The organism is Zoogloea sp. (assembly GCF_041908905.1).
Taxonomy (GTDB): domain Bacteria; phylum Pseudomonadota; class Gammaproteobacteria; order Burkholderiales; family Rhodocyclaceae; genus Zoogloea.
The window spans coordinates 1-17,656 of the sequence record NZ_JAYREK010000020.1; the positions used below are offsets into that span (position 1 = coordinate 1).

The following is a 17,656-nucleotide window of genomic DNA, read 5'->3' on the forward strand; positions in this document are numbered from 1 at the left end:
GCAGAACGGCACCGTCGACATCGAGTGCGGCTCCACCACCCACAACAAGGAGCGCGCCCAGCAGGTCGCCTTCTCGAACACCCTCTTCATCATCGGCACCCGCCTGATGACGAAGAAGGATTCCGGCATCCAGGACTTCCCCGACCTCGCCGGCAAGAACGTGGTCACCACCGCCGGCACCACCTCCGAGCGCCTCATCCGCAAGATGAACGACGACAGGAAGCTCGGCATGAAGATCATCTCCGCCAAGGACCACGGCGAATCCTTCCTGACCCTCGAGACCGGCCGCGCCGTGGCCTTCATGATGGACGACGCCCTGCTCTACGGCGAGATGGCCAAGGCCAAGCGCCCCGGCGACTGGACCGTGGTCGGCACGCCCCAGAGCTTCGAGGCCTACGGCTGCATGATGCGCAAGGACGACCCGGGCTTCAAGAAAGTGGTCGACGCCGCCCTGGCCAGGGCCATGACCTCCGGCGAGGCCGAGGCGATCTACCGGAAGTGGTTCACCCAGCCCATCCCGCCCAAGGGCCTGAACCTCAACTTCCCGCTCTCCGAGGCCATGCAGAAGCTCTACAAGGCGCCCAACGACAAGGCCTTCGAATGACGGCCGGCGGGGCGCGGGAGACGGCTCCCGGCGCCCCGCCCGGGGGCCCTCACGCCCCGCTCGTCGCCCACCCACTCCCCACTTTCCACCAACGCCATGAGCTACCAATGGAACTGGGGCATCTTCCTCGCCCCCGCCGCCTCCGGCGACAGCACCTACCTGGGCTGGATGCTCTCCGGCCTGCAGGTGACCGTCGCCCTGTCCCTGTCGGCCTGGGTCGTCGCCCTCGCCCTCGGCAGCCTGATGGGCGTGCTGCGTACCGTGCCCAACCGCGGGCTCTCGGGGCTCGCCGCCACCTACGTCGAGGTCTTCCGCAACATCCCCCTGCTGGTGCAGCTCTTCATCTGGTACTTCGTGCTCCCCGAGCTGCTCCCCTTCGGCCTGGGCGACGCCTTCAAGCAGGACCTCGACCCCCTCACCCAGCAGTTCCTCTCGGCGATGCTGTGCCTCGCCTTCTTCACCAGCGCCCGCGTCTGCGAGCAGGTCCGCGCCGGCATCAACGCCCTGCCCCGCGGCCAGAAGAACGCCGGGCTGGCCCTGGGCTTCACCCTGCCCCAGACCTACCGCCACGTGCTCCTGCCGATGGCCTTCCGCCTGGTGGTGCCGCCGCTCACCTCCGAGTTCCTCAACATCTTCAAGAACTCCGCCGTGTGCTCGACCATCGGCCTGCTGGAGCTCGCCGCCCAGGGCCGCCAGCTCGTCGACTACACCGCCCAGCCGTATGAGTCCTTCATCGCGGTCACGGTGCTCTACCTGCTGATCAATGTGGTGGTGATGACCCTGATGCGCGTGGTCGAGAACAAGACCCGCGTGCCGGGCTACCTGGGAGGGAAGTGAGATGTATGAATTCGACTGGTCGTCCATCCCCGGGGCGCTGCCCTTCCTGTGGGAGGGCATGAAGGTGTCGCTGGAGATCACGCTCACCGCGGTGCTCTTCGGCATCGTGTGGGGCACGGCGCTGGCGATGATGCGCCTCTCGGCGGTCAAGCCGCTGGCCTTCCTGGCCGCCAGCTATGTGAACCTGTTCCGGGCGATCCCGCTGGTGATGGTGCTGCTGTGGTTCTTCCTGATCGTGCCCCAGTTGCTCAAGGGCTTCTTCAACCTGGACCCGAACACCGACGTGCGCCTCGCCTCGGCGATGGTGGGCTTCGCGCTGTTCGAGTCGGCCTATTACTCCGAGATCATCCGCGCCGGCATCCAGAGCGTCCCCAAGGGCCAGGTGGCCGCCGCCTCGGCCCTCGGCATGACCTACGCCCAGGCGATGCGCCTGGTGGTGCTGCCCCAGGCCTTCCGCAACATGGTCCCCCTGCTGCTCACTCAGGCCATCGTGCTGTTCCAGGACACCTCCCTGGTCTATGTGTCGGCCCTGGCCGACTTCTTCGGCGCCGCCTACAAGGTGGGCGACCGCGATGGCCGGCTCGTCGAGCTGCTGCTCTTTGCCGGTGCCGTCTATTTCGCCGTCTGCTTCGCGGCCTCCCAGCTGGTGCGCCGCTACCAGCAGAAACTCAACGCCCACGTGGCACATTGATTGCGGGCTCACCCATGATTTCGATCCAGAACGTCTCCAAGTTCTACGGCAGTTTCCAGGTGCTCACCGACTGCAGCACCGAAGTGCGGAAAGGCGAGGTCATCGTGGTCTGCGGCCCGTCGGGCAGCGGCAAGTCCACGCTGATCAAGTGCGTCAATGGCCTCGAGCCCTTCCAGGCCGGCACCATCACCGTCGACGGTATCCCGGTGGGCGACCCGAAGACCAACCTGCCCAAGCTGCGCAGCCGGGTCGGCATGGTGTTCCAGCACTTCGAGCTGTTTCCCCACATGAGCATCACCGACAACCTCACCATCGCCCAGATCAAGGTGCTCGGCCGCAGCCGCGAGCAGGCGGTGGACAAGGGCCTCAAGCTGCTCGACCGGGTCGGCCTGAAGGCCCACGCCGACAAGTTCCCCGGCCAGCTCTCCGGCGGCCAGCAGCAGCGGGTGGCGATCGCCCGTGCGCTGGCGATGGACCCGATCTGCATGCTCTTCGACGAGCCCACCTCGGCCCTCGACCCGGAGATGATCAACGAGGTGCTCGACGTGATGGTCGAGCTGGCCCAGGAGGGCATGACCATGATGTGCGTCACCCACGAGATGGGCTTCGCCAGGAAGGTGGCCAACCGGGTGATCTTCATGGACCGCGGCCAGATCGTCGAGGACGACAGCAAGGACGCCTTCTTCGGCGCGCCGCGCTCCGAGCGCGCCCGCCAGTTCCTGGCCAAGATCCTGCAGCACTGACGCCGCGCAGCCCCACAAAAAAATACAACGGAGACACCACCCCATGACCACCCACACCCTGCCTTCCTACATCGACCCGGCCCGGGTCGGCCCGTGGGGCATGTTCCTCGAACAGCTCGAACGGGTCGAACCCCACCTGGGCCCGCTGGCCGAATGGCTGGATACCCTGCGCCACCCCAAGCGCTGCCTGATCGTCGACGTGCCGGTGCGCATGGACGACGGGCGCATCCGCCACTTCGAGGGCTTCCGCGTCCAGCACAACCTGTCCCGCGGGCCGGGCAAGGGCGGCGTGCGCTTCCACCCGGACGTGACCCTCTCGGAGGTGATGCCCCTGTCGGCCTGGATGACGGTGAAGAACGCCGCGGTGAACCTGCCCTACGGCGGCGCCAAGGGCGGGGTCAAGGTGAACCCGGCGGAGCTCTCCCGCCCCGAGCTCGAGCGCCTCACCCGGCGCTACACCAGCGAGATCGGCAGCATCATCGGCCCCGACCGGGACATCCCGGCCCCGGACGTAAACACCAACGAGCAGATCATGGCCTGGATGATGGACACCTACTCCATCAACCAGGGCAGCACCCAGACCGGCGTGGTCACCGGCAAGCCGGTGTCGATGGGCGGCAGCCTGGGGCGCAGGGACGCCACCGGCCGGGGCTGCTACGTGGTGGCCCGGGAGGCCATGAAGCGCCTCGGCATCCCGATGGAGGGCGCCCGGGTGGCGATCCAGGGCTTCGGCAACGTGGGCAACGCGGCGGCGCGGATCTTCCACGACGCCGGCGCGAAGATCGTGGCCATCCAGGACGTGGCCGGCACCATCGCCAACCCGAACGGCATCGACCCCCACGCCCTCGGCCGCTTCCTGGCGGGCAACCCGGGCGCGCTGCCCGACTATCCGGACGCCGGGCCCATCGCCGCCGCCGACTTCTGGGCGGTGGACTGCGAAATCCTGCTCCCCGCGGCGCTGGAGAAGCAGATCACCGAGGCCAACGCCGACCGCGTCAGGGCCCGCCTGATCGTCGAGGGCGCCAACGGCCCGACCACGCCGCTGGCCGAGGACATCCTGCTCGGCAAGGGCTGCACGGTGCTGCCCGACGTGCTGGCCAACGCCGGCGGCGTGACGGTGAGCTACTTCGAGTGGGTGCAGAACGCCTCGAGCTTCTTCTGGACCGAGAAGGACATCAACGACCGCCTCGACCGGGTGCTGTCGGAAGCCTTCGAGGGCATCTGGCAGGTGGCCGCCAGCCGCCGCGTGAACCTGCGCACCGCCACCTACATCACCGCCTGCTCGCGGGTGCTGGAGGCGCGCGCCCTGCGCGGGCTGTATCCTTGACGCCCCATCCCAGCGCCTGCGCCGGAGCCCCATGAGCGCCCAGCCCCCCGAACCGCCGGTTCCCCCCTCCCGCGCGCTGTCGACGCGGCCCCTGAGCGTGCTGGCGCTGCTGCTGGTGATCGGGCTGATCGGCTTCGGCGGCTACCGGGCCAGCGAGTACCAGGGCATGCAGACCCTGCGCACCGACGCCGGCCACCGCCTCGATCTCTTCGGCGCGGCGGTGGACGGCATCGTCAACCGCTACGCCCACATCCCGGCCACCATCCAGCTCAACGAAGAGGTGCTGGCACTGCTGCGCAAGCCCCGCCCGTCGGGCAGCGTGGCGGCAGCCAACCGCTTTCTCGAGCGGCTCAACGGCCACATCGGCAGCCTGGCCATCTTCGTGATGGACGAGCGGGGGATCGTGCTGGCCTCCAGCAACTGGAAGCAGCCGGACAGCTTCGTCGGCGAGGACCTCTCCTTCCGCAGCTACTACCTCACCGGCCTGTCGGGCCAGGTAGGGCGGCACTTCGCCATCGGCATCACCCAGGGCGAGCCCGGCTACTACGTGTCCCACCCGATCCGCGACGGCGAGCGGGTGGTCGGCGTGGCGGCCATCAAGATCGGCCTGGCCGGCATCGACCAGGCCTGGGACCTGCTCGGCGCACCGGCCCTGATCGCCGACGAGAACGGCGTGGTGATCCTCTCGTCGGTGCCCGACTGGCGCTATACCGCGCTGGGCCCGCTGTCCAGCGACAGCCGGGTCGAGGCGGCCGTGTCGCGGCTCTACAACAACCGCCCGATCGGCAACTTCCCGGTCGCCATCGACGCCGCCCTCGGCCCCGCGGGGCAGGAGATCCACAGCGGCGGCCGCCTCGGCATCGCCCCGGGACGGGCGCTCGGCAGCACCTACCTCGTCCATGGCCGCCAGCTCAGCAGCACCGGCTGGCGCCTGCTGATCTTCTCGGACCTGCAGCCGATGCGCGCCCAGGCCGCTGGCCACGGCGCCCTCGCCGCGGTGGCCACCGGCTGCGTGCTGCTGCTCCTGCTGGTGGTCGCCCAACGCCGCCGCATCCTGCGCCAGAAGCTCGAGGCCAAGGCGCTCCTCGAACAGGCCAACGCCCAGCTGGAGAGCAAGGTCGCCCGGCGCACCCGCGCCCTCACCGACACCAACGCCCGCCTGCGCAAGGAGGTGGCCGAACGCCAGCAGGCCGAGCAGACCCTGCGCGCCGCCCAGGACGAGCTGGTGCAGGCCGCCAAGCTGGCGGTGCTGGGGCAGCTGGCGGCGGGCATCACCCACGAGCTGGCCCAGCCGCTGGGGGCGATGCGCACCCTGTCGGGCAACGCCGTCGAGTTCATGAAGCGCGGCAACCTTGCCACCGTCGAGCAGAACCTCGGCATCATCGCCCGGCTGGCCGACCAGATGGGCCGCATCATCACCCCGCTGAAGACTTTCGCCCGCAAGTCGCCGGCCATCCCCGCGGCCACCGACGTGGCCCACGCGGTGGGCGCCGCGCTGTTCCTGCTCGACCAGCGCCTCGCCAGGGCCGGCATCACGGTCATCAACCACTGCGAGCCCGGCCGGGCGGTGGCGTGGTGCGACCAGAACCGGCTTGAGCAGGTACTGATCAACCTCATCCGCAACGCCGGCGACGCGATGGCCGACAGCCCCCGCAAGACGCTCACCCTAGCCGCCGCCCCGGCGGACGATGGCGTCGTGCTGCGCATCAGCGACACCGGCTGCGGCCTGCCGGAAGGCGGCGCCCTGTTCGAACCCTTCTTCACCACCAAGCCGCCCGGCGAGGGGCTGGGCCTCGGCCTCGCCATCTCGCGGGACATCGTGCGCGAGTTCGGCGGCGACCTGCGCGCCGAACACTGCCCGGAAGGCGGCGCGTGCTTCAGCGTGCACCTGCCCGCCGCCCCCAAGGAACAGCCATGAGCCAGGAACTCCGCGTACTCATCATCGAAGACGACCCCGACGTGCGCCTCGGCTGCGAGCAGGCGATGATGCTCGCCGACCTGCCCGTCGAGGGCGTCGGCTCGGCCGAAGAGGGCCTGGCCCGCGTGAAGGCCGGCTTCCCGGGCATCGTCGTCACCGACATGCGCCTGCCCCGGGCCGACGGGATGGAGGTGCTGCGCCGCTGCCAGGCGATGGACCCCGACCTGCCGGTGATCATCATCACCGGCCACGGCGACGTGACCCTGGCCGTCGAGGCCATGCGCAGCGGCGCCTACGACTTCATCCAGAAACCCTTCGCCCCCGACCTGCTGGTGGACGTGGTGCGCCGGGCCCTCGACAAACGCGCCCTGACCCTGGAGGTGCTCGACCTGCGCCGCCGCCTCGCCCAGCGCGACGGCATCGAGAGCAAGCTCATCGGCCGCTCGCCGCAGATGGCGCGGGTGCGCCAGCTGATCGGCGACGTGGCCGCCACCCGCGTGGACGTGCTGGTGCGCGGCGAGACCGGCACCGGCAAGGAGCTCGTCGCCCAGTGCCTGCACGAACTCTCGCCCCGCCGGGACGGCCCCTTCGTGGCCCTCAACTGCGGCGGCCTGCCCGACAACCTGCTCGACAGCGAACTCTTCGGCCACGAGGCCGGCGCCTTCACCGGCGCCCAGAAGCGCCGCATCGGCAAGATCGAATACGCCAACAAGGGCACCCTCTTTCTGGACGAGCTCGAGAGCATGCCGATGGGCGTGCAGATCAAGCTGCTGCGGGTGCTGCAGGAGCGGGTGGTGGAGCGCCTGGGCTCCAACCAGCAGCTGCCGGTGGATTGCCGGGTGGTGGCCGCCACCAAGGACGACCTCAGGGAGCGCGCCGAGCGCCAGACCTTCCGCGCCGACCTGTACTACCGGCTCAACGTGGTGACCATCGACCTGCCCCCGCTGCGCGAGCGCCGCGAGGACATCCCGCTGCTGCTGGAGCACTTCCTGCTCCTCGCCGCCGCCCGCCATGACCGCCCGCTGCCCGCGGTGCCGGCCGAGCAGATGCGCCGCCTGATGGCCCACACCTGGCCCGGCAACGTGCGCGAGCTGCGCAACGTGGCCGACTGCATCGTGCTGGGGGTGAGCACCGAGGTCCTCGGCGGCAACCCGGCCGACACCGCGCCGGTGTCCCTGGCCGAGTCGGTGGACAGCTTCGAGCGCAGCCTGATCGCCGCCGAGCTGCGCCGCCAGGGCGGCAGCCTGGCCCGCAGCGCCGAAGCCCTGCGCGTCGCCAAGACCACCCTCCACGACAAGATCCGCAAATACGGGCTGGGCGGCGGGAGTTGAGCGCCCCCAGGGCCGGGCTCCGCCCAGCCCACCCCCCGAGGGGGTTCAAGGAAACTTGGGGCGGCCCGGCGTTTCCTTGAGAGCGCCCCCAGGGCCAGGCTCCGCCCAGCCCACCCCCCGAGGGGGTTCAAGGAAACTTGGGGCGGCCCGGCGTTTCCTTGAGAGCGCCCCCAGGGCCGGGCTCCGCCCAGCCCGCCCCCCGAGGAGGTTCAAGGAAACTTGGGGCGGCCCGGCGTTTCCTTGAGAGCGCCCCAGGGCCAGGCTCCGCCCAGCCCGCCCCCCGAGGGGGTTCAAGGAAACTTGGGGCGGCCCGGCGTTTCCTTGAGAGCGCCCCCAGGGCTCAGCCTTCGCGGAGTTCCAGCGCCCGCTCGTAGAGCGCGTTCTTTGGCGCCCCGGTGATCGCCGCCGCCAGCTTGGCGGCCTGCTTGACCGGCAGCTCGGCGAGCAGCAGCGCGAGCACCCGCTCGGCCTCCGGGGGCAGGCCCTCGGCGGGCGGCGCAGCCGACACCAGCAGCACGAACTCGCCCCGCGAGCGATTGGGGTCGGCGGCCAGCCAGGCCGGCGCCTCGGCCAGCGGCATGCGCACGATCTGCTCGAACATCTTGGTCAGCTCCCGCGCGACGACGATCTGCCGGCCGGGCTCCAGCGTCGCGGCGATGTCGTCGAGGCACTCGGCGATGCGGTGCGGCGCCTCGTAGAACACCAGGGTGCCGGGCACCCCGCGCAGCGCGTCGAGCTGGGCCTTGCGGGCCGCCGACTTGGTGGGCAGGAAGCCGTGGAAATGAAAATGCCCGTCGGCGAGGCCCGAGGCCGACAAGGCCGCGATCGCCGCGCAGGCGCCGGGCACCGGCACCACCGGGAAGCCGGCGTCCTGGATCCGCGCCACCGCGCGGGCGCCCGGGTCGGAGACGGCCGGCGTGCCGGCGTCGGTGATCAGCGCCACGTGGCGGCCCTCCTCCAGCATCCGGATCACCTGGCCGGCGGCGGCCTGCTCGTTGTGCTCGTGCAGGGCCACCAGCCGGGTGTTGATGCCGAAGGCGTCGAGCAGCTTCTGGCTGTGCCGGGTGTCCTCGGCGGCCACCGCGTCCACGGCCTTCAGCACCGCCAGCGCCCGCAGGCTCATGTCATTAAGATTCCCCAGCGGCGTGGCAACGACATACAATGACGGCGTTCTGGAGAGCGGCGAGGCGGCAGATGCATCGGAGGGTGCTGGAAGCATGGCAGGCATGGCGAGGAAAAGCGGCGGAGCCCGATTGTGGGCGCGACGCCCCCCCGACGCAAGCCGCCCACCTCGTCCGGGGCCAGGCCGCCGAAGCCCTCGCGGCCGCCTACCTGCAGGCCCACGGGCTGGGCATCCTGGCCCGCAACGTGCGCTTCCGCGGCGGCGAGGTGGACCTCATCGCCCTCGACGGCGACGGCATCGTCTTCGTCGAGGTACGCCTGCGCCGGGACGGCCGCTTCGGCGGAGCCGCGGCGAGCATCACCCCGGCCAAGCAGCGGCGCGTCGTGCAGGCCGCCCAGCTGTGGCTCGGCGGCGCCGGCCGGCCCCACGCCAGCCGGCCGTGCCGCTTCGACGCGGTGCTCCTCGACCGCCTCGACCCGGCCCGCATCGACTGGATACGGGGCGCCTTCGATGCCGGCTAGCCGCCCGCTGGCCCGCCTCGCGGCCATCGCCGCCCCGCTGCTGCTGGCCACGCCCGCCGCCGGCCAGCAGATGCACGTGCTGGTGCACAGCGCGCCCCTGGCGGGCTTCCAGTATTACGCCGGCAAGATCCTGTGGGACGAGATGCGCGAGGGCGACCGCCTGGCCCTGGTCCGCGAGCGCGACAACCCCCACGACCCCTTCGCGGTCCGCATCGACTGGCGCGGCACCAAGCTCGGCTACCTGCCCCGCAGCGACAACCGCGCGGTGGCCGCCGAGATCGACAAGGGCACCCCCATCGGGGCCCGCATCGGCCGGCTCAGCCGCGACCCGAACCCCTGGAAGCGCCTGCGGGTCGACGTCTATGTGGGTTTGTAAGCGCGTTTCAGGCCGCCGGCGCAGGCTCCGGCGGCGATGCTAGAATCCGCGACACCTTTTCCGGAGCCTTAGATGGATCTTGTCGCCCGCATCGCCCAGCAGTTCACCGACAGCGCCCAGACCAAGCTGGCCGCCCTGGAATTCATGGCCGACCCGATCGCCGCCGCCATCGAGGCGATGACCCACAGCCTGATGGCCAACGGCAAGATCCTCGCCTGCGGCAACGGCGGCTCCGCGGCCGACGCCCAGCACTTCGCCGCCGAGCTGCTCAACCGCTTCGAGCTCGAGCGCCCGCCGCTGGCCGCCCTCGCCCTCACCACCGACAGCTCGACCCTCACCTCGATCGCCAACGACTACGACTTCTCCCAGGTCTTCGCCAAGCAGGTGCGCGCCCTCGGCCAGCCCGGCGACGTGCTGCTGGCGATCTCCACCAGCGGCAACTCGCCCAACGTGATCGAGGCCGTCCACGCCGCCCACGAGCGGGAGATGCGCGTGGTCGCCCTCACCGGCAAGGGCGGCGGCGAGATTTCCGCCCTGCTCGGCCCGGACGACGTTAACCTGTGCGTGCCGGCCGACCGCACCGCGCGCATCCAGGAAGTCCATCTCCTCACCCTGCACTGCCTGTGCGACGGCATCGACTGCCTCCTGCTTGGAGTTGAAGAATGACCCCCATCCGCAAGACCCTCGGCCTCGCCGGCCTCGCCCTCGCCACCCTGGTCAGCGTGCAAGGCTGCATCCCCGTGATCGTCGGCGGCACCGGCATGGCCGTCGCGATGGTCTCCGACCGGCGCAGCTCGGGCACCTACGTCGAAGACGAAGGCATCGAATGGAAGGCCAACAAGTGGGTCGCCGACCGCCTCGGCGACAAGGTGCACCTCAACGCCACCGCCTTCAACCGCAAGCTGCTGCTCACCGGCGAGGCCTTCAACGAAGAGAGCCGTGAAGAGGCCGGCCGCATCGCCGCCACCGTCGAGACGGTGCGGGAGGTGGTCAACGAGCTGCGCGTGGCCCCCACCAGTTCCCTGAGCGCCCGCGCCAACGACAGCTACATCAGCTCCAAGGTGAAGGCCCGCTTCGTCGACCAGAAGGATTTCCACATCCAGCAGGTCAAGGTCGTCACCGAGGCAGGCACCACCTACCTGATGGGCCTCGTCACCGAGCGCGAAGGCACCGCCGCCACCGAGATCGCCCGCACCACCAAGGGTGTCCAGAAGGTCGTGCGGGTGTTTGAATACATCAGCGAAGAAGAAGCCCGCCGTCTCGACGGCGCCGCCACCCCCAAATAAGCCCCCGGAGAACACACCATGAACCGTCGTGAAGCCCTCTTCGCCACCGGCGCCCTGCTCGCCGCCGCCGGCACCGCCCAGGCCGCCGACCACAGCCACCATCACCACGAAGGCGCCCACCCGTGGCAGGCCGTGCTCGACACCGCCGGCATCTGCATCGAGAAGGGCGAGGTCTGCCTGACCCACTGCATCATGCTGCTCGGCGAAGGCGACAAGTCCATGGCCGCCTGCGCCGCCAGCGTGCGCGAGATGCTCGCCTCCTGCCGGGCGCTGATCTCCCTCGCCGCCGCCGAATCGAAGTTCGCCCCCCGCCTCGCCGCGCTCTGCGTGGACGTCTGCCGGGCCTGCGAAGCCGAGTGCAAGAAGCACGCCGACAAGCACAAACCCTGCAGGGAGTGCATGGAAAGCTGCGGCGAGTGCGCCAAGGCCTGCCGGGCGATGGTCGCCTGACAATGCCGTCGGCGGCGGGCGCGCAAGAAGGCTTTGGAAAGAAACCGACATGACGCAAGCTCAGACCCCCTTCCCCTACTCCATCGACGGCCTCGACCCGGCGTCCGGGCTGCGTCGCATGGAGAGCGACATCGAGCTTTACGCCGCCCTGCTGCGCGACTTCGTTGCCACCGAGAAAGACGCCGCCCAGGCGATCGCCGACGCCCTCGCCCGGAACGACCGGGCGGCCGCCACCCGCCGCGCGCACACGGTCAAGGGCCTGGCCGGCACCTTTGGCGCGGTGCGCCTGCACCCCGCGGCCCAATCCCTCGAGACCGCCCTGCGTGAGGCCGCCCCGGCCGCGCACATCGCCGAACTGCTGGCCCACTTCGAGGCCGAGCTGGCGTCCCTCATCGAGGCCCTCGAGGCCGGGCTGCCGCCGGAGCACCCGGTCGAGGCCGAGCTCGCGCCGGTCGACCCGGAGCAGCTCACGCGGGTCTGCCGCGAACTCGGCAGCCTGATGGCCAACTGGGACGTGGCGGCCCGCCGCCTGCTCGACAGCCACGCGCCCATGCTGCGGGCGGCCTTTCCCGACGACTTCGTGGCGCTCCAGAGCGCCCTGCGCGACTTCGACTTCGACTCCGCGACGACCCGGCTCGCTCAGGCCTGCGCCCGGGCAGGCGTGCCACTCGAAGGCTGAGCCCGCACCGCGGGCCGCGTGAACATCCATCGTCCCCCTGCCGCTTGAGGCCGATCAACAAAACACCCACAAAAGGGCGGACAATCCGCCTGATGCCTGCGCCGAGCGCCGGCAAGCGGACACCCTGCGGGTTGCAGGGCCCAGCCTGATTTCCGTTATCCACTGAAAGCCTCAACAGTGTCCAACGCCCACTCCCAAAAGGCCCTGGCTCCCGTCGTGATCGGCGCCATCGGCGTCGTCTTCGGCGACATCGGCACCAGCCCCCTGTATGCCCTGAAGGAAATCTTCAACGGGCACCACCCCATCCCCATCACGCCCGACAACATCTTCGGCATCCTGTCGATGGTGTTCTGGTCCATCATCGCGCTGGTCACCGTCAAGTATGTCAGCGTGATCATGCGCGCCGACAACCGCGGCGAGGGGGGCTCCCTGGCCCTGCTGTCGCTGATCACCGAGCGCTCGCACCACCGCGTCGTCACCTGGATCATCTCGCTCCTCGGGATCTTCGCCGCCGCCCTCTTCTACGGCGACAGCATGATCACGCCGGCCATCTCGGTGCTCTCGGCGGTGGAGGGCCTGGAGATCATCACCCCCGACCTCAAGCCCTACGTGCTGCCGCTCACGGTGGGGATCCTGAGCGGGCTGTTCTTCATCCAGCGCCGTGGCACCGGCACCGTGGGCCTGTTCTTCGGCCCGGTGATGATCGGCTGGTTCGGCGTGCTCGGGCTGCTCGGCGTGCTTGAGATCGCCCGCCACCCCGACGTGCTGGCGGCCCTCAACCCGATCTACGCGATCCGCTTCATCAACGCCCACCCGGGCCTGGCCTTCCTGGCCCTCGGCTCGGTGGTGCTGTCGGTGACCGGTGGCGAGGCGCTGTACACCGACATGGGCCACTTCGGACGCTTCCCGATCCGGCTGGCCTGGTTCGGCTTCGTGATGCCGGCGCTGGTGCTCAACTACTTCGGCCAGGGCGCGCTGCTCCTCAACGAGCCGGGCGCCATCGAAAGCCCGTTCTTCCACCTCGGCCCCCAGTGGGCGCTGATCCCGCTGGTGATCCTCGCCACCCTGGCCACCGTCATCGCCTCCCAGGCGGTGATCTCCGGCGCCTTCTCGGTGGCCCGCCAGGCGGTACAGATGGGCTTCCTGCCGCGCATGCTGATCGTGCACACCTCCGGCAAGTCCGAAGGCCAGATCTACGTGCCCTTCACCAACTGGACCCTCTACTTCGCGGTGGTGGCCCTGGTGCTGGGCTTCAAGAGCTCCTCCAACCTGGCCGCGGCCTACGGCATCGCCGTCACCGGCACCATGCTGATCGACACCATCCTGGTGTCCTTCGTGATGGTCCTGCTGTGGCGCTGGCACCCGCTGGTGGTGGCCCTGGTGGCCGGCGCCTTCCTGCTGGTGGACATCGCCTTCTTCGCCGCCAACGTGATCAAGATCCCCGAGGGCGGCTGGTTCCCGATCGTGATGGGCCTGATCTCCTTCACCGTGCTCACCACCTGGCGCCGCGGCCGCAAGCTGGTGCGGCGCGAGCTGGCCAAGCAGGGCATCCCGATGGCGGCCTTCCTGCCGGCGATCGGCAGCGACATCCACCGGGTCAGCGGCACCGCGGTGTTCATGACCGGTTCCAAGGAAGGCGTGCCCGCCGCGCTGCTGCACAACCTCAAGCACAACCAGATCCTGCACGAGCGGGTGGCCCTGGTGACCGTCGAGACCACCGACACGCCCTACGTCAATGACCTCGACCGGCTCTACCTGCACCCCATGGAAAAGGGCTTCATGCGCATCGTGATCCGCTACGGCTTCATGGAAGACCCGGACATCCCCCTCGCCCTGGAGCAGTGCAAGCGCTTCGGTGAATCCTTCGAGATGATGGAAACCACCTTCTACGTGTCCCGCGAGACGGTGATCCCCGGCGTGCTCGGGCGGCGGATCAGCCCCTGGCGCGCGCGGCTGTTCGCCTTCATGTCGAAGAACGCCACCAGCGCCACCGACTTCTTCAAGATCCCGAACAACCGGGTGGTCGAGCTGGGCACCCAGCTGGTGATCTGACCCCGCTCCAGCGGACGCCCGGCCCCTCGCCCGTCAGGGCCGGGGCGCCAGGCCTGTCGCGCCCAGATCCCACTGGGCGAGGATCTCCGCGGCCTGGCACGCCAGCGCCGGGTCATCGAAGCCCTCGGAAGACGGCACCCGCACGAAAGTCCGCAACGGACGGCCGTTGGCCAGCAGGACGTCGTACCAGCCATCCCACTTCCGCTCGCCGCGCCGGGGCAGCGCGTAGGAGCAATAAACCACATCCGGGGAAATCTGTCGTGCCATGGCGGGCTCCTGCAACAAGATGCGGCGCCGGCCTACGGCGCTGCGGGTGCCTGGATTCTAGGCAGACACGGCCCGACCAAAGGTGAAAGAAGATTGCAGACGGGCCGCCTGAAGCACCTTGCAACAACTTTGCGCACGGCCCGACCCATGACGCCCCCGACGCCGGGACGGCCGGCTGGCGCCTCAGCCGTAGCGGGGTGCCGGCACCGAGCATCGGCGGGGCACCCGCGCCATCGACCAATGCTGTCGGGCCCAGGCCCAGACGGCCGCCAGCCCCGCCTCGGCGAGGCCCGCCGGCGGCTCCTGGCCCAGGAAATCCAGCGCATCGACCAGCACCCGGGCCGGATCGGCGCCCTCCACCGCCCGGGCGAGGGTCTGCTTGGAGAGCTTCTCGCCGGCGGCGTTGCTGGCCACCGGCAGGTGGGCGTAGCGCGGCTGGGGGTGGCCGAGCAGGCGCTGCAGCAGGATCTGCCGGCCGGTGGAGTCGAGCAGGTCGGCCCCGCGGACGACCTCGGTGACCCCCGCCTCGGCGTCATCCACCACCACCGCCAGCTGATAGGCGAACAGGCCGTCGGCGCGCAGCAGCACAAAATCGCCCACGTCGGCGGCCACGTCTTCGCGGATCGGGCCCTGCACCGCGTCGTCGAAACTCACCTCGCCCGGCTCGACCCGCAGGCGCCAGGCCCGCGCCTCGCGGCCGGGGGCCAGGCCGTCGCGGCAGGTGCCCGGGTAGCGCCGGGTGCCATCGCGGGCCAGGGCCGAATCGGCGATCTCCTTGCGGGTGCAGGCGCACGGGAACACACGCCCCGCCGCGCGCAGGGCCTCGAAGGCGGCCCGGTAGGCATCCGTCCGCCGGCTCTGCCAGACCACCGGGCCGTCCCACTCGAAGCCGAACTGCTCGAGGGTGCGCAGAATGCCTTCCGCGGCCCCCGGCACGGTGCGCGGCGTGTCCACGTCCTCGATGCGCAGCAGCCAGCGTCCGCCGGCGGCGCGGGCCGACAGGCTGCTGCCGAGGGCGGCCACCATCGAGCCGAAATGCAGCGGGCCGCTGGGCGACGGCGCGAAACGCCCCACCACGCAGCCGCCGGCCGGCCCGGCGAGGTCGGCACCCGGCATCGGAAAACCTCCTTGTGCGGGCCGCCGCGGCGACCCATGAAAATCGCCCGCATCGAGCGGGCGTCGCAAACGGCCCGGCCGGGCGGCCCCCGCCTGCGGCGGCGGCCCGGCGAGGGGTTGGATTACTCCTGCGCGGCGCGCAGCACGCGGCGCTGACGCACCGCCTCGGCGAGCACATCGAGCACGGTCAGGCTGTCTTCCCAGCCGATGCAGGCGTCGGTGATGCTCTTGCCGTATTCGAGGTCGACGCCCGGCTTGAGGTCCTGGCGACCTTCCTTGATGTGGGACTCCACCATCACGCCGATGATGCGCTCCTCGCCGCCGGCCATCTGCCCGGCCACGTCGCGGGCGACGTCCACCTGGCGCTTGAACTGCTTGCTGCTGTTGGCGTGGGAGAAATCCACCATCAGGCGGGCCTGCAGGCCGGAGGCAGCGAGCTCCTTGCAGGCCGCATCGACGCTCCCGGCGTCGTAGTTGGGGGCCTTGCCGCCGCGCATGATGAGGTGGCAGTCCTCGTTGCCGGTGGTGGACACGATGGCCGAGTGGCCGGCCTTGGTCACCGACAGGAAATGGTGGGGCGACTGGGCCGCCTTGATCGCATCGACGGCGATGCGGATGTTGCCGTCGGTGCCGTTCTTGAAGCCCACCGGGCAGGACAGGCCGGAGGCCAGCTCGCGGTGCACCTGGCTCTCGGTGGTCCGTGCACCAATGGCGCCCCAGCAGATCAGGTCGGCCAGGTATTGCGGGGTGATCATGTCGAGGAACTCGGTGGCCGCCGGCAGACCCAGCTCGTTGACCTCCCACAGCAGCTTGCGGGCGAGGCGCACTCCTTCGTTGATGGCGAAGCTGCCGTTGAGGTGCGGATCGTTGATGAGGCCCTTCCAGCCCACCGTGGTGCGCGGCTTCTCGAAGTAGACGCGCATCACCACCAGCAGGTCGTCCTGCAGGCGGTCGGCCTCGGCCTTCAGGCGGCGGGCGTATTCCATCGCCGCGTCGTAGTCGTGGATCGAACACGGGCCGATCACCACCAGCAGGCGGTCGTCGGCGCCGAAGAGGATGCGGTGGATCGCGCTGCGCGCGGCAAAAGTCGTCTCGGCGGCCTTCTTGGTGGCGGGAAACTCCCTCAACACATGGCTGGGGGGGTTGAGCTCCTTGATCTCCTTGATCCGGACATCGTCGATGGTGACTTTCGCTGTATGCATGGTGAAACCCTGTCGGCAACTTTTTGGTGAGTCGTGAATTCTAGCCCATGCACGGCGGCGACGGCCATGCCGGCAGGGCGCGGGGCGGGCGCTGGCGAGCCCGCCCCTACGCGGATCCCGAATTCTCGCGGAGGCGGGTGCGCGCTATAGTCCGCCCCCTTCGGCGAACGCCGCGCGCAGAGCCGCCCCCGGGCCGGCCGCCGACCATCGATCCGAACCCGCCCGCAGCCGCCCCGTGACGCCCCCTCTCCTCCGCCGCCTGCTCGTCCTCATCGCGCCCACCGTCGGTCTGCCCCAGCCCGGCCGCGGGGCGAGCGAGCCCGCCGTGCCGCCCTCCCGGCCCGGCAACCTCATCATCGTGGGGGGCAGAGACACCCCGATGGCGGTCCAGCAGCGCTTCGTCAGCCTGGCCGGGGGCGCCGGCCGGACCCGGATCGCCCTGTTCCCGATGGCCAGCACCCAGTTCGACGAGGAAGCCCGGGAGGTGATGGCCGACCTGCGGAAACTCAACGCCGACACCCACCTCATCAACATCGACCGCCAGGAAGCCCAGGCGGAGGCGACCGCGCAGCTGCTCGAGACCTTCACCGGCTACTGGTTTCTGGGTGGCGATCAGAACCGCCTGGCGGCCACCCTGCTCGGGACCCGGGCCCTCGATGTCATCGAGCGTCGGTATCAGGAAGGCGCGGTGGTGGGCGGCACATCCGCCGGCGCCGCCGTGATGACCAGCGAGATGCTGACCGGCCGCCAGAAGCCCGACAAGGGGGAGACGCCGCCCATCGCCCGCGGCGCGATCGACCTCGCCAGGGGCTTCGGCTTCCTGCCCGAGGCCATCATCGATCAGCACTTCCTGAAGCGCGCCCGCTACAACCGCCTGCTCAGCGCGGTGCTAGACCGGCCGCAGCTGATCGGCATCGGCATCGACGAGGAGACCGCCCTGCAGGTGCGCCCCGACGGCCGCTGGGAAGTGCTCGGCAACAGCTACGTGAAGATCATCGACGCCCGCGGCGCACGCCTCACCCACGACCGCCGGCACCTCACCGGCGCCGGCAACATCCGGCTGCACCTGCTGCCGCGGGGCAGCGTGTTCGACCCGAGGCGGGGGCGCGTCACCCTGCCCGAGGGCGGCTGAG

The 17,656-nt window shown here is 70.2% G+C and carries 19 protein-coding genes; 15 read left to right on the forward strand and 4 right to left on the reverse strand.

Translation table 11 applies throughout. From position 1 onward, the window contains the following. The 7 genes from ACE3OU_RS11775 to ACE3OU_RS11805 form a co-directional block, all read left to right on the forward strand. A partial coding sequence (locus ACE3OU_RS11775) for a transporter substrate-binding domain-containing protein (protein ID WP_374241755.1) occupies positions 1-604 on the forward strand: 604 nt, incomplete at its 5' end. Positions 605-700: 96 nt separating this feature from the next. After that, complete coding sequence (locus tag ACE3OU_RS11780; protein ID WP_374241756.1) at positions 701-1,441, forward strand: amino acid ABC transporter permease; 741 nt, start codon at positions 701-703, stop codon at positions 1,439-1,441. A 1-nt stretch (position 1,442) separates the two neighbouring features. Next, positions 1,443-2,132, forward strand: coding sequence for a glutamate/aspartate ABC transporter permease GltK (gltK, locus tag ACE3OU_RS11785; RefSeq protein ID WP_374241757.1), 690 nt, complete (start codon positions 1,443-1,445; stop codon positions 2,130-2,132). 14 nt (positions 2,133-2,146) lie between these two features. After that, positions 2,147-2,875: an amino acid ABC transporter ATP-binding protein gene (locus ACE3OU_RS11790; protein WP_374241758.1), complete on the forward strand. Its 729-nt coding sequence runs from the start codon at positions 2,147-2,149 to the stop codon at positions 2,873-2,875. Between the two features lie 43 nt (positions 2,876-2,918). Beyond that, entirely contained in the window at positions 2,919-4,202 is a 1,284-nt protein-coding gene (locus tag ACE3OU_RS11795) for a Glu/Leu/Phe/Val dehydrogenase (protein ID WP_374241759.1), read from the forward strand. 31 nt (positions 4,203-4,233) lie between these two features. Next, complete coding sequence (locus ACE3OU_RS11800; RefSeq protein WP_374241760.1) at positions 4,234-6,120, forward strand: ATP-binding protein; 1,887 nt, start codon at positions 4,234-4,236, stop codon at positions 6,118-6,120. After that, positions 6,117-7,451, forward strand: a complete 1,335-nt coding sequence (locus tag ACE3OU_RS11805) for a sigma-54-dependent transcriptional regulator (RefSeq protein WP_374241761.1) — start codon at positions 6,117-6,119, stop codon at positions 7,449-7,451. Before ACE3OU_RS11800 ends, ACE3OU_RS11805 begins: the two co-directional genes overlap by 4 nt. Positions 7,452-7,791: 340 nt before the next feature. Here ACE3OU_RS11805 and rsmI read toward each other — a convergent pair whose 3' ends face one another. Next, a complete protein-coding gene (rsmI, locus tag ACE3OU_RS11810; RefSeq protein WP_374241762.1) occupies positions 7,792-8,574 on the reverse strand; it encodes a 16S rRNA (cytidine(1402)-2'-O)-methyltransferase in 783 nt (260 codons plus the stop codon). 86 nt (positions 8,575-8,660) lie between these two features. Here rsmI and ACE3OU_RS11815 point away from each other — a divergent pair, with 86 nt between their 5' ends. The 7 genes from ACE3OU_RS11815 to ACE3OU_RS11845 all read left to right on the forward strand — a co-directional run bounded on the left by ACE3OU_RS11815 (position 8,661) and on the right by ACE3OU_RS11845 (position 13,938). After that, positions 8,661-9,095, forward strand: coding sequence for a YraN family protein (locus ACE3OU_RS11815; protein WP_374241815.1), 435 nt, complete (start codon positions 8,661-8,663; stop codon positions 9,093-9,095). Beyond that, positions 9,085-9,471 (forward strand): HIRAN domain-containing protein, encoded by a 387-nt coding sequence (locus ACE3OU_RS11820; protein ID WP_374241763.1) that lies wholly within the window; start codon positions 9,085-9,087, stop codon positions 9,469-9,471. The genes ACE3OU_RS11815 and ACE3OU_RS11820 overlap by 11 nt, the downstream gene beginning before the upstream one ends. A 72-nt stretch (positions 9,472-9,543) precedes the next feature. Then, a complete protein-coding gene (locus tag ACE3OU_RS11825) occupies positions 9,544-10,137 on the forward strand; it encodes a phosphoheptose isomerase (protein WP_374241764.1) in 594 nt (197 codons plus the stop codon). Then, the gene (locus tag ACE3OU_RS11830; RefSeq protein WP_374241765.1) at positions 10,134-10,757 is read left to right on the forward strand and encodes a BON domain-containing protein; all 624 of its coding nucleotides are present in this window, start codon (positions 10,134-10,136) and stop codon (positions 10,755-10,757) included. The genes ACE3OU_RS11825 and ACE3OU_RS11830 overlap by 4 nt, the downstream gene beginning before the upstream one ends. 18 nt (positions 10,758-10,775) lie before the next feature. Continuing rightward, positions 10,776-11,207, forward strand: coding sequence for a four-helix bundle copper-binding protein (locus tag ACE3OU_RS11835; protein ID WP_374241766.1), 432 nt, complete (start codon positions 10,776-10,778; stop codon positions 11,205-11,207). Positions 11,208-11,256: 49 nt separating this feature from the next. Next, a complete protein-coding gene (locus ACE3OU_RS11840) occupies positions 11,257-11,886 on the forward strand; it encodes an Hpt domain-containing protein (RefSeq protein ID WP_374241767.1) in 630 nt (209 codons plus the stop codon). A 177-nt stretch (positions 11,887-12,063) separates the two neighbouring features. Then, a complete protein-coding gene (locus ACE3OU_RS11845) occupies positions 12,064-13,938 on the forward strand; it encodes a potassium transporter Kup (protein WP_374241768.1) in 1,875 nt (624 codons plus the stop codon). Between the two features lie 33 nt (positions 13,939-13,971). On the opposite strand, the gene ACE3OU_RS11850 is transcribed toward ACE3OU_RS11845, so the two are convergent. The 3 genes from ACE3OU_RS11850 to aroG all read right to left on the reverse strand — a co-directional run bounded on the left by ACE3OU_RS11850 (position 13,972) and on the right by aroG (position 16,523). Beyond that, positions 13,972-14,205, reverse strand: coding sequence for a hypothetical protein (locus tag ACE3OU_RS11850; protein ID WP_374241769.1), 234 nt, complete (start codon positions 14,203-14,205; stop codon positions 13,972-13,974). Positions 14,206-14,388: 183 nt separating this feature from the next. Beyond that, positions 14,389-15,321 carry a tRNA glutamyl-Q(34) synthetase GluQRS gene (gene gluQRS / locus ACE3OU_RS11855; protein ID WP_374241770.1) on the reverse strand — a complete coding sequence of 311 codons (933 nt, stop codon included), beginning with the start codon at positions 15,319-15,321 and terminating at the stop codon, positions 14,389-14,391. 122 nt (positions 15,322-15,443) lie between these two features. After that, complete coding sequence (gene aroG / locus ACE3OU_RS11860) at positions 15,444-16,523, reverse strand: 3-deoxy-7-phosphoheptulonate synthase AroG (RefSeq protein WP_374241771.1); 1,080 nt, start codon at positions 16,521-16,523, stop codon at positions 15,444-15,446. Positions 16,524-16,758: 235 nt separating this feature from the next. On the opposite strand from aroG, the gene ACE3OU_RS11865 reads away from it, so the two are divergent. Then, positions 16,759-17,655 carry a cyanophycinase gene (locus ACE3OU_RS11865; protein ID WP_374241772.1) on the forward strand — a complete coding sequence of 299 codons (897 nt, stop codon included), beginning with the start codon at positions 16,759-16,761 and terminating at the stop codon, positions 17,653-17,655. Position 17,656 lies beyond the last annotated feature (1 nt).

Bases quoted from the DNA above. Each gene is read 5' to 3' on its own strand.
- ACE3OU_RS11830 (WP_374241765.1), top strand. From the start codon at position 10,134: ATGACCCCCATCCGCAAGACCCTCGGCCTCGCCGGCCTCGCCCTCGCC.
- ACE3OU_RS11820 (WP_374241763.1), top strand. From the start codon at position 9,085: ATGCCGGCTAGCCGCCCGCTGGCCCGCCTCGCGGCCATCGCCGCCCCG.
- ACE3OU_RS11795 (WP_374241759.1), top strand. From the start codon at position 2,919: ATGACCACCCACACCCTGCCTTCCTACATCGACCCGGCCCGGGTCGGC.
- ACE3OU_RS11835 (WP_374241766.1), top strand. From the start codon at position 10,776: ATGAACCGTCGTGAAGCCCTCTTCGCCACCGGCGCCCTGCTCGCCGCC.
- aroG (WP_374241771.1), bottom strand. From the start codon at position 16,523: ATGCATACAGCGAAAGTCACCATCGACGATGTCCGGATCAAGGAGATC.
- rsmI (WP_374241762.1), bottom strand. From the start codon at position 8,574: ATGAGCCTGCGGGCGCTGGCGGTGCTGAAGGCCGTGGACGCGGTGGCC.
- ACE3OU_RS11805 (WP_374241761.1), top strand. From the start codon at position 6,117: ATGAGCCAGGAACTCCGCGTACTCATCATCGAAGACGACCCCGACGTG.
- ACE3OU_RS11850 (WP_374241769.1), bottom strand. From the start codon at position 14,205: ATGGCACGACAGATTTCCCCGGATGTGGTTTATTGCTCCTACGCGCTG.
- ACE3OU_RS11780 (WP_374241756.1), top strand. From the start codon at position 701: ATGAGCTACCAATGGAACTGGGGCATCTTCCTCGCCCCCGCCGCCTCC.
- ACE3OU_RS11790 (WP_374241758.1), top strand. From the start codon at position 2,147: ATGATTTCGATCCAGAACGTCTCCAAGTTCTACGGCAGTTTCCAGGTG.
- gluQRS (WP_374241770.1), bottom strand. From the start codon at position 15,321: ATGCCGGGTGCCGACCTCGCCGGGCCGGCCGGCGGCTGCGTGGTGGGG.
- ACE3OU_RS11825 (WP_374241764.1), top strand. From the start codon at position 9,544: ATGGATCTTGTCGCCCGCATCGCCCAGCAGTTCACCGACAGCGCCCAG.
- ACE3OU_RS11840 (WP_374241767.1), top strand. From the start codon at position 11,257: ATGACGCAAGCTCAGACCCCCTTCCCCTACTCCATCGACGGCCTCGAC.
- gltK (WP_374241757.1), top strand. From the start codon at position 1,443: ATGTATGAATTCGACTGGTCGTCCATCCCCGGGGCGCTGCCCTTCCTG.
- ACE3OU_RS11800 (WP_374241760.1), top strand. From the start codon at position 4,234: ATGAGCGCCCAGCCCCCCGAACCGCCGGTTCCCCCCTCCCGCGCGCTG.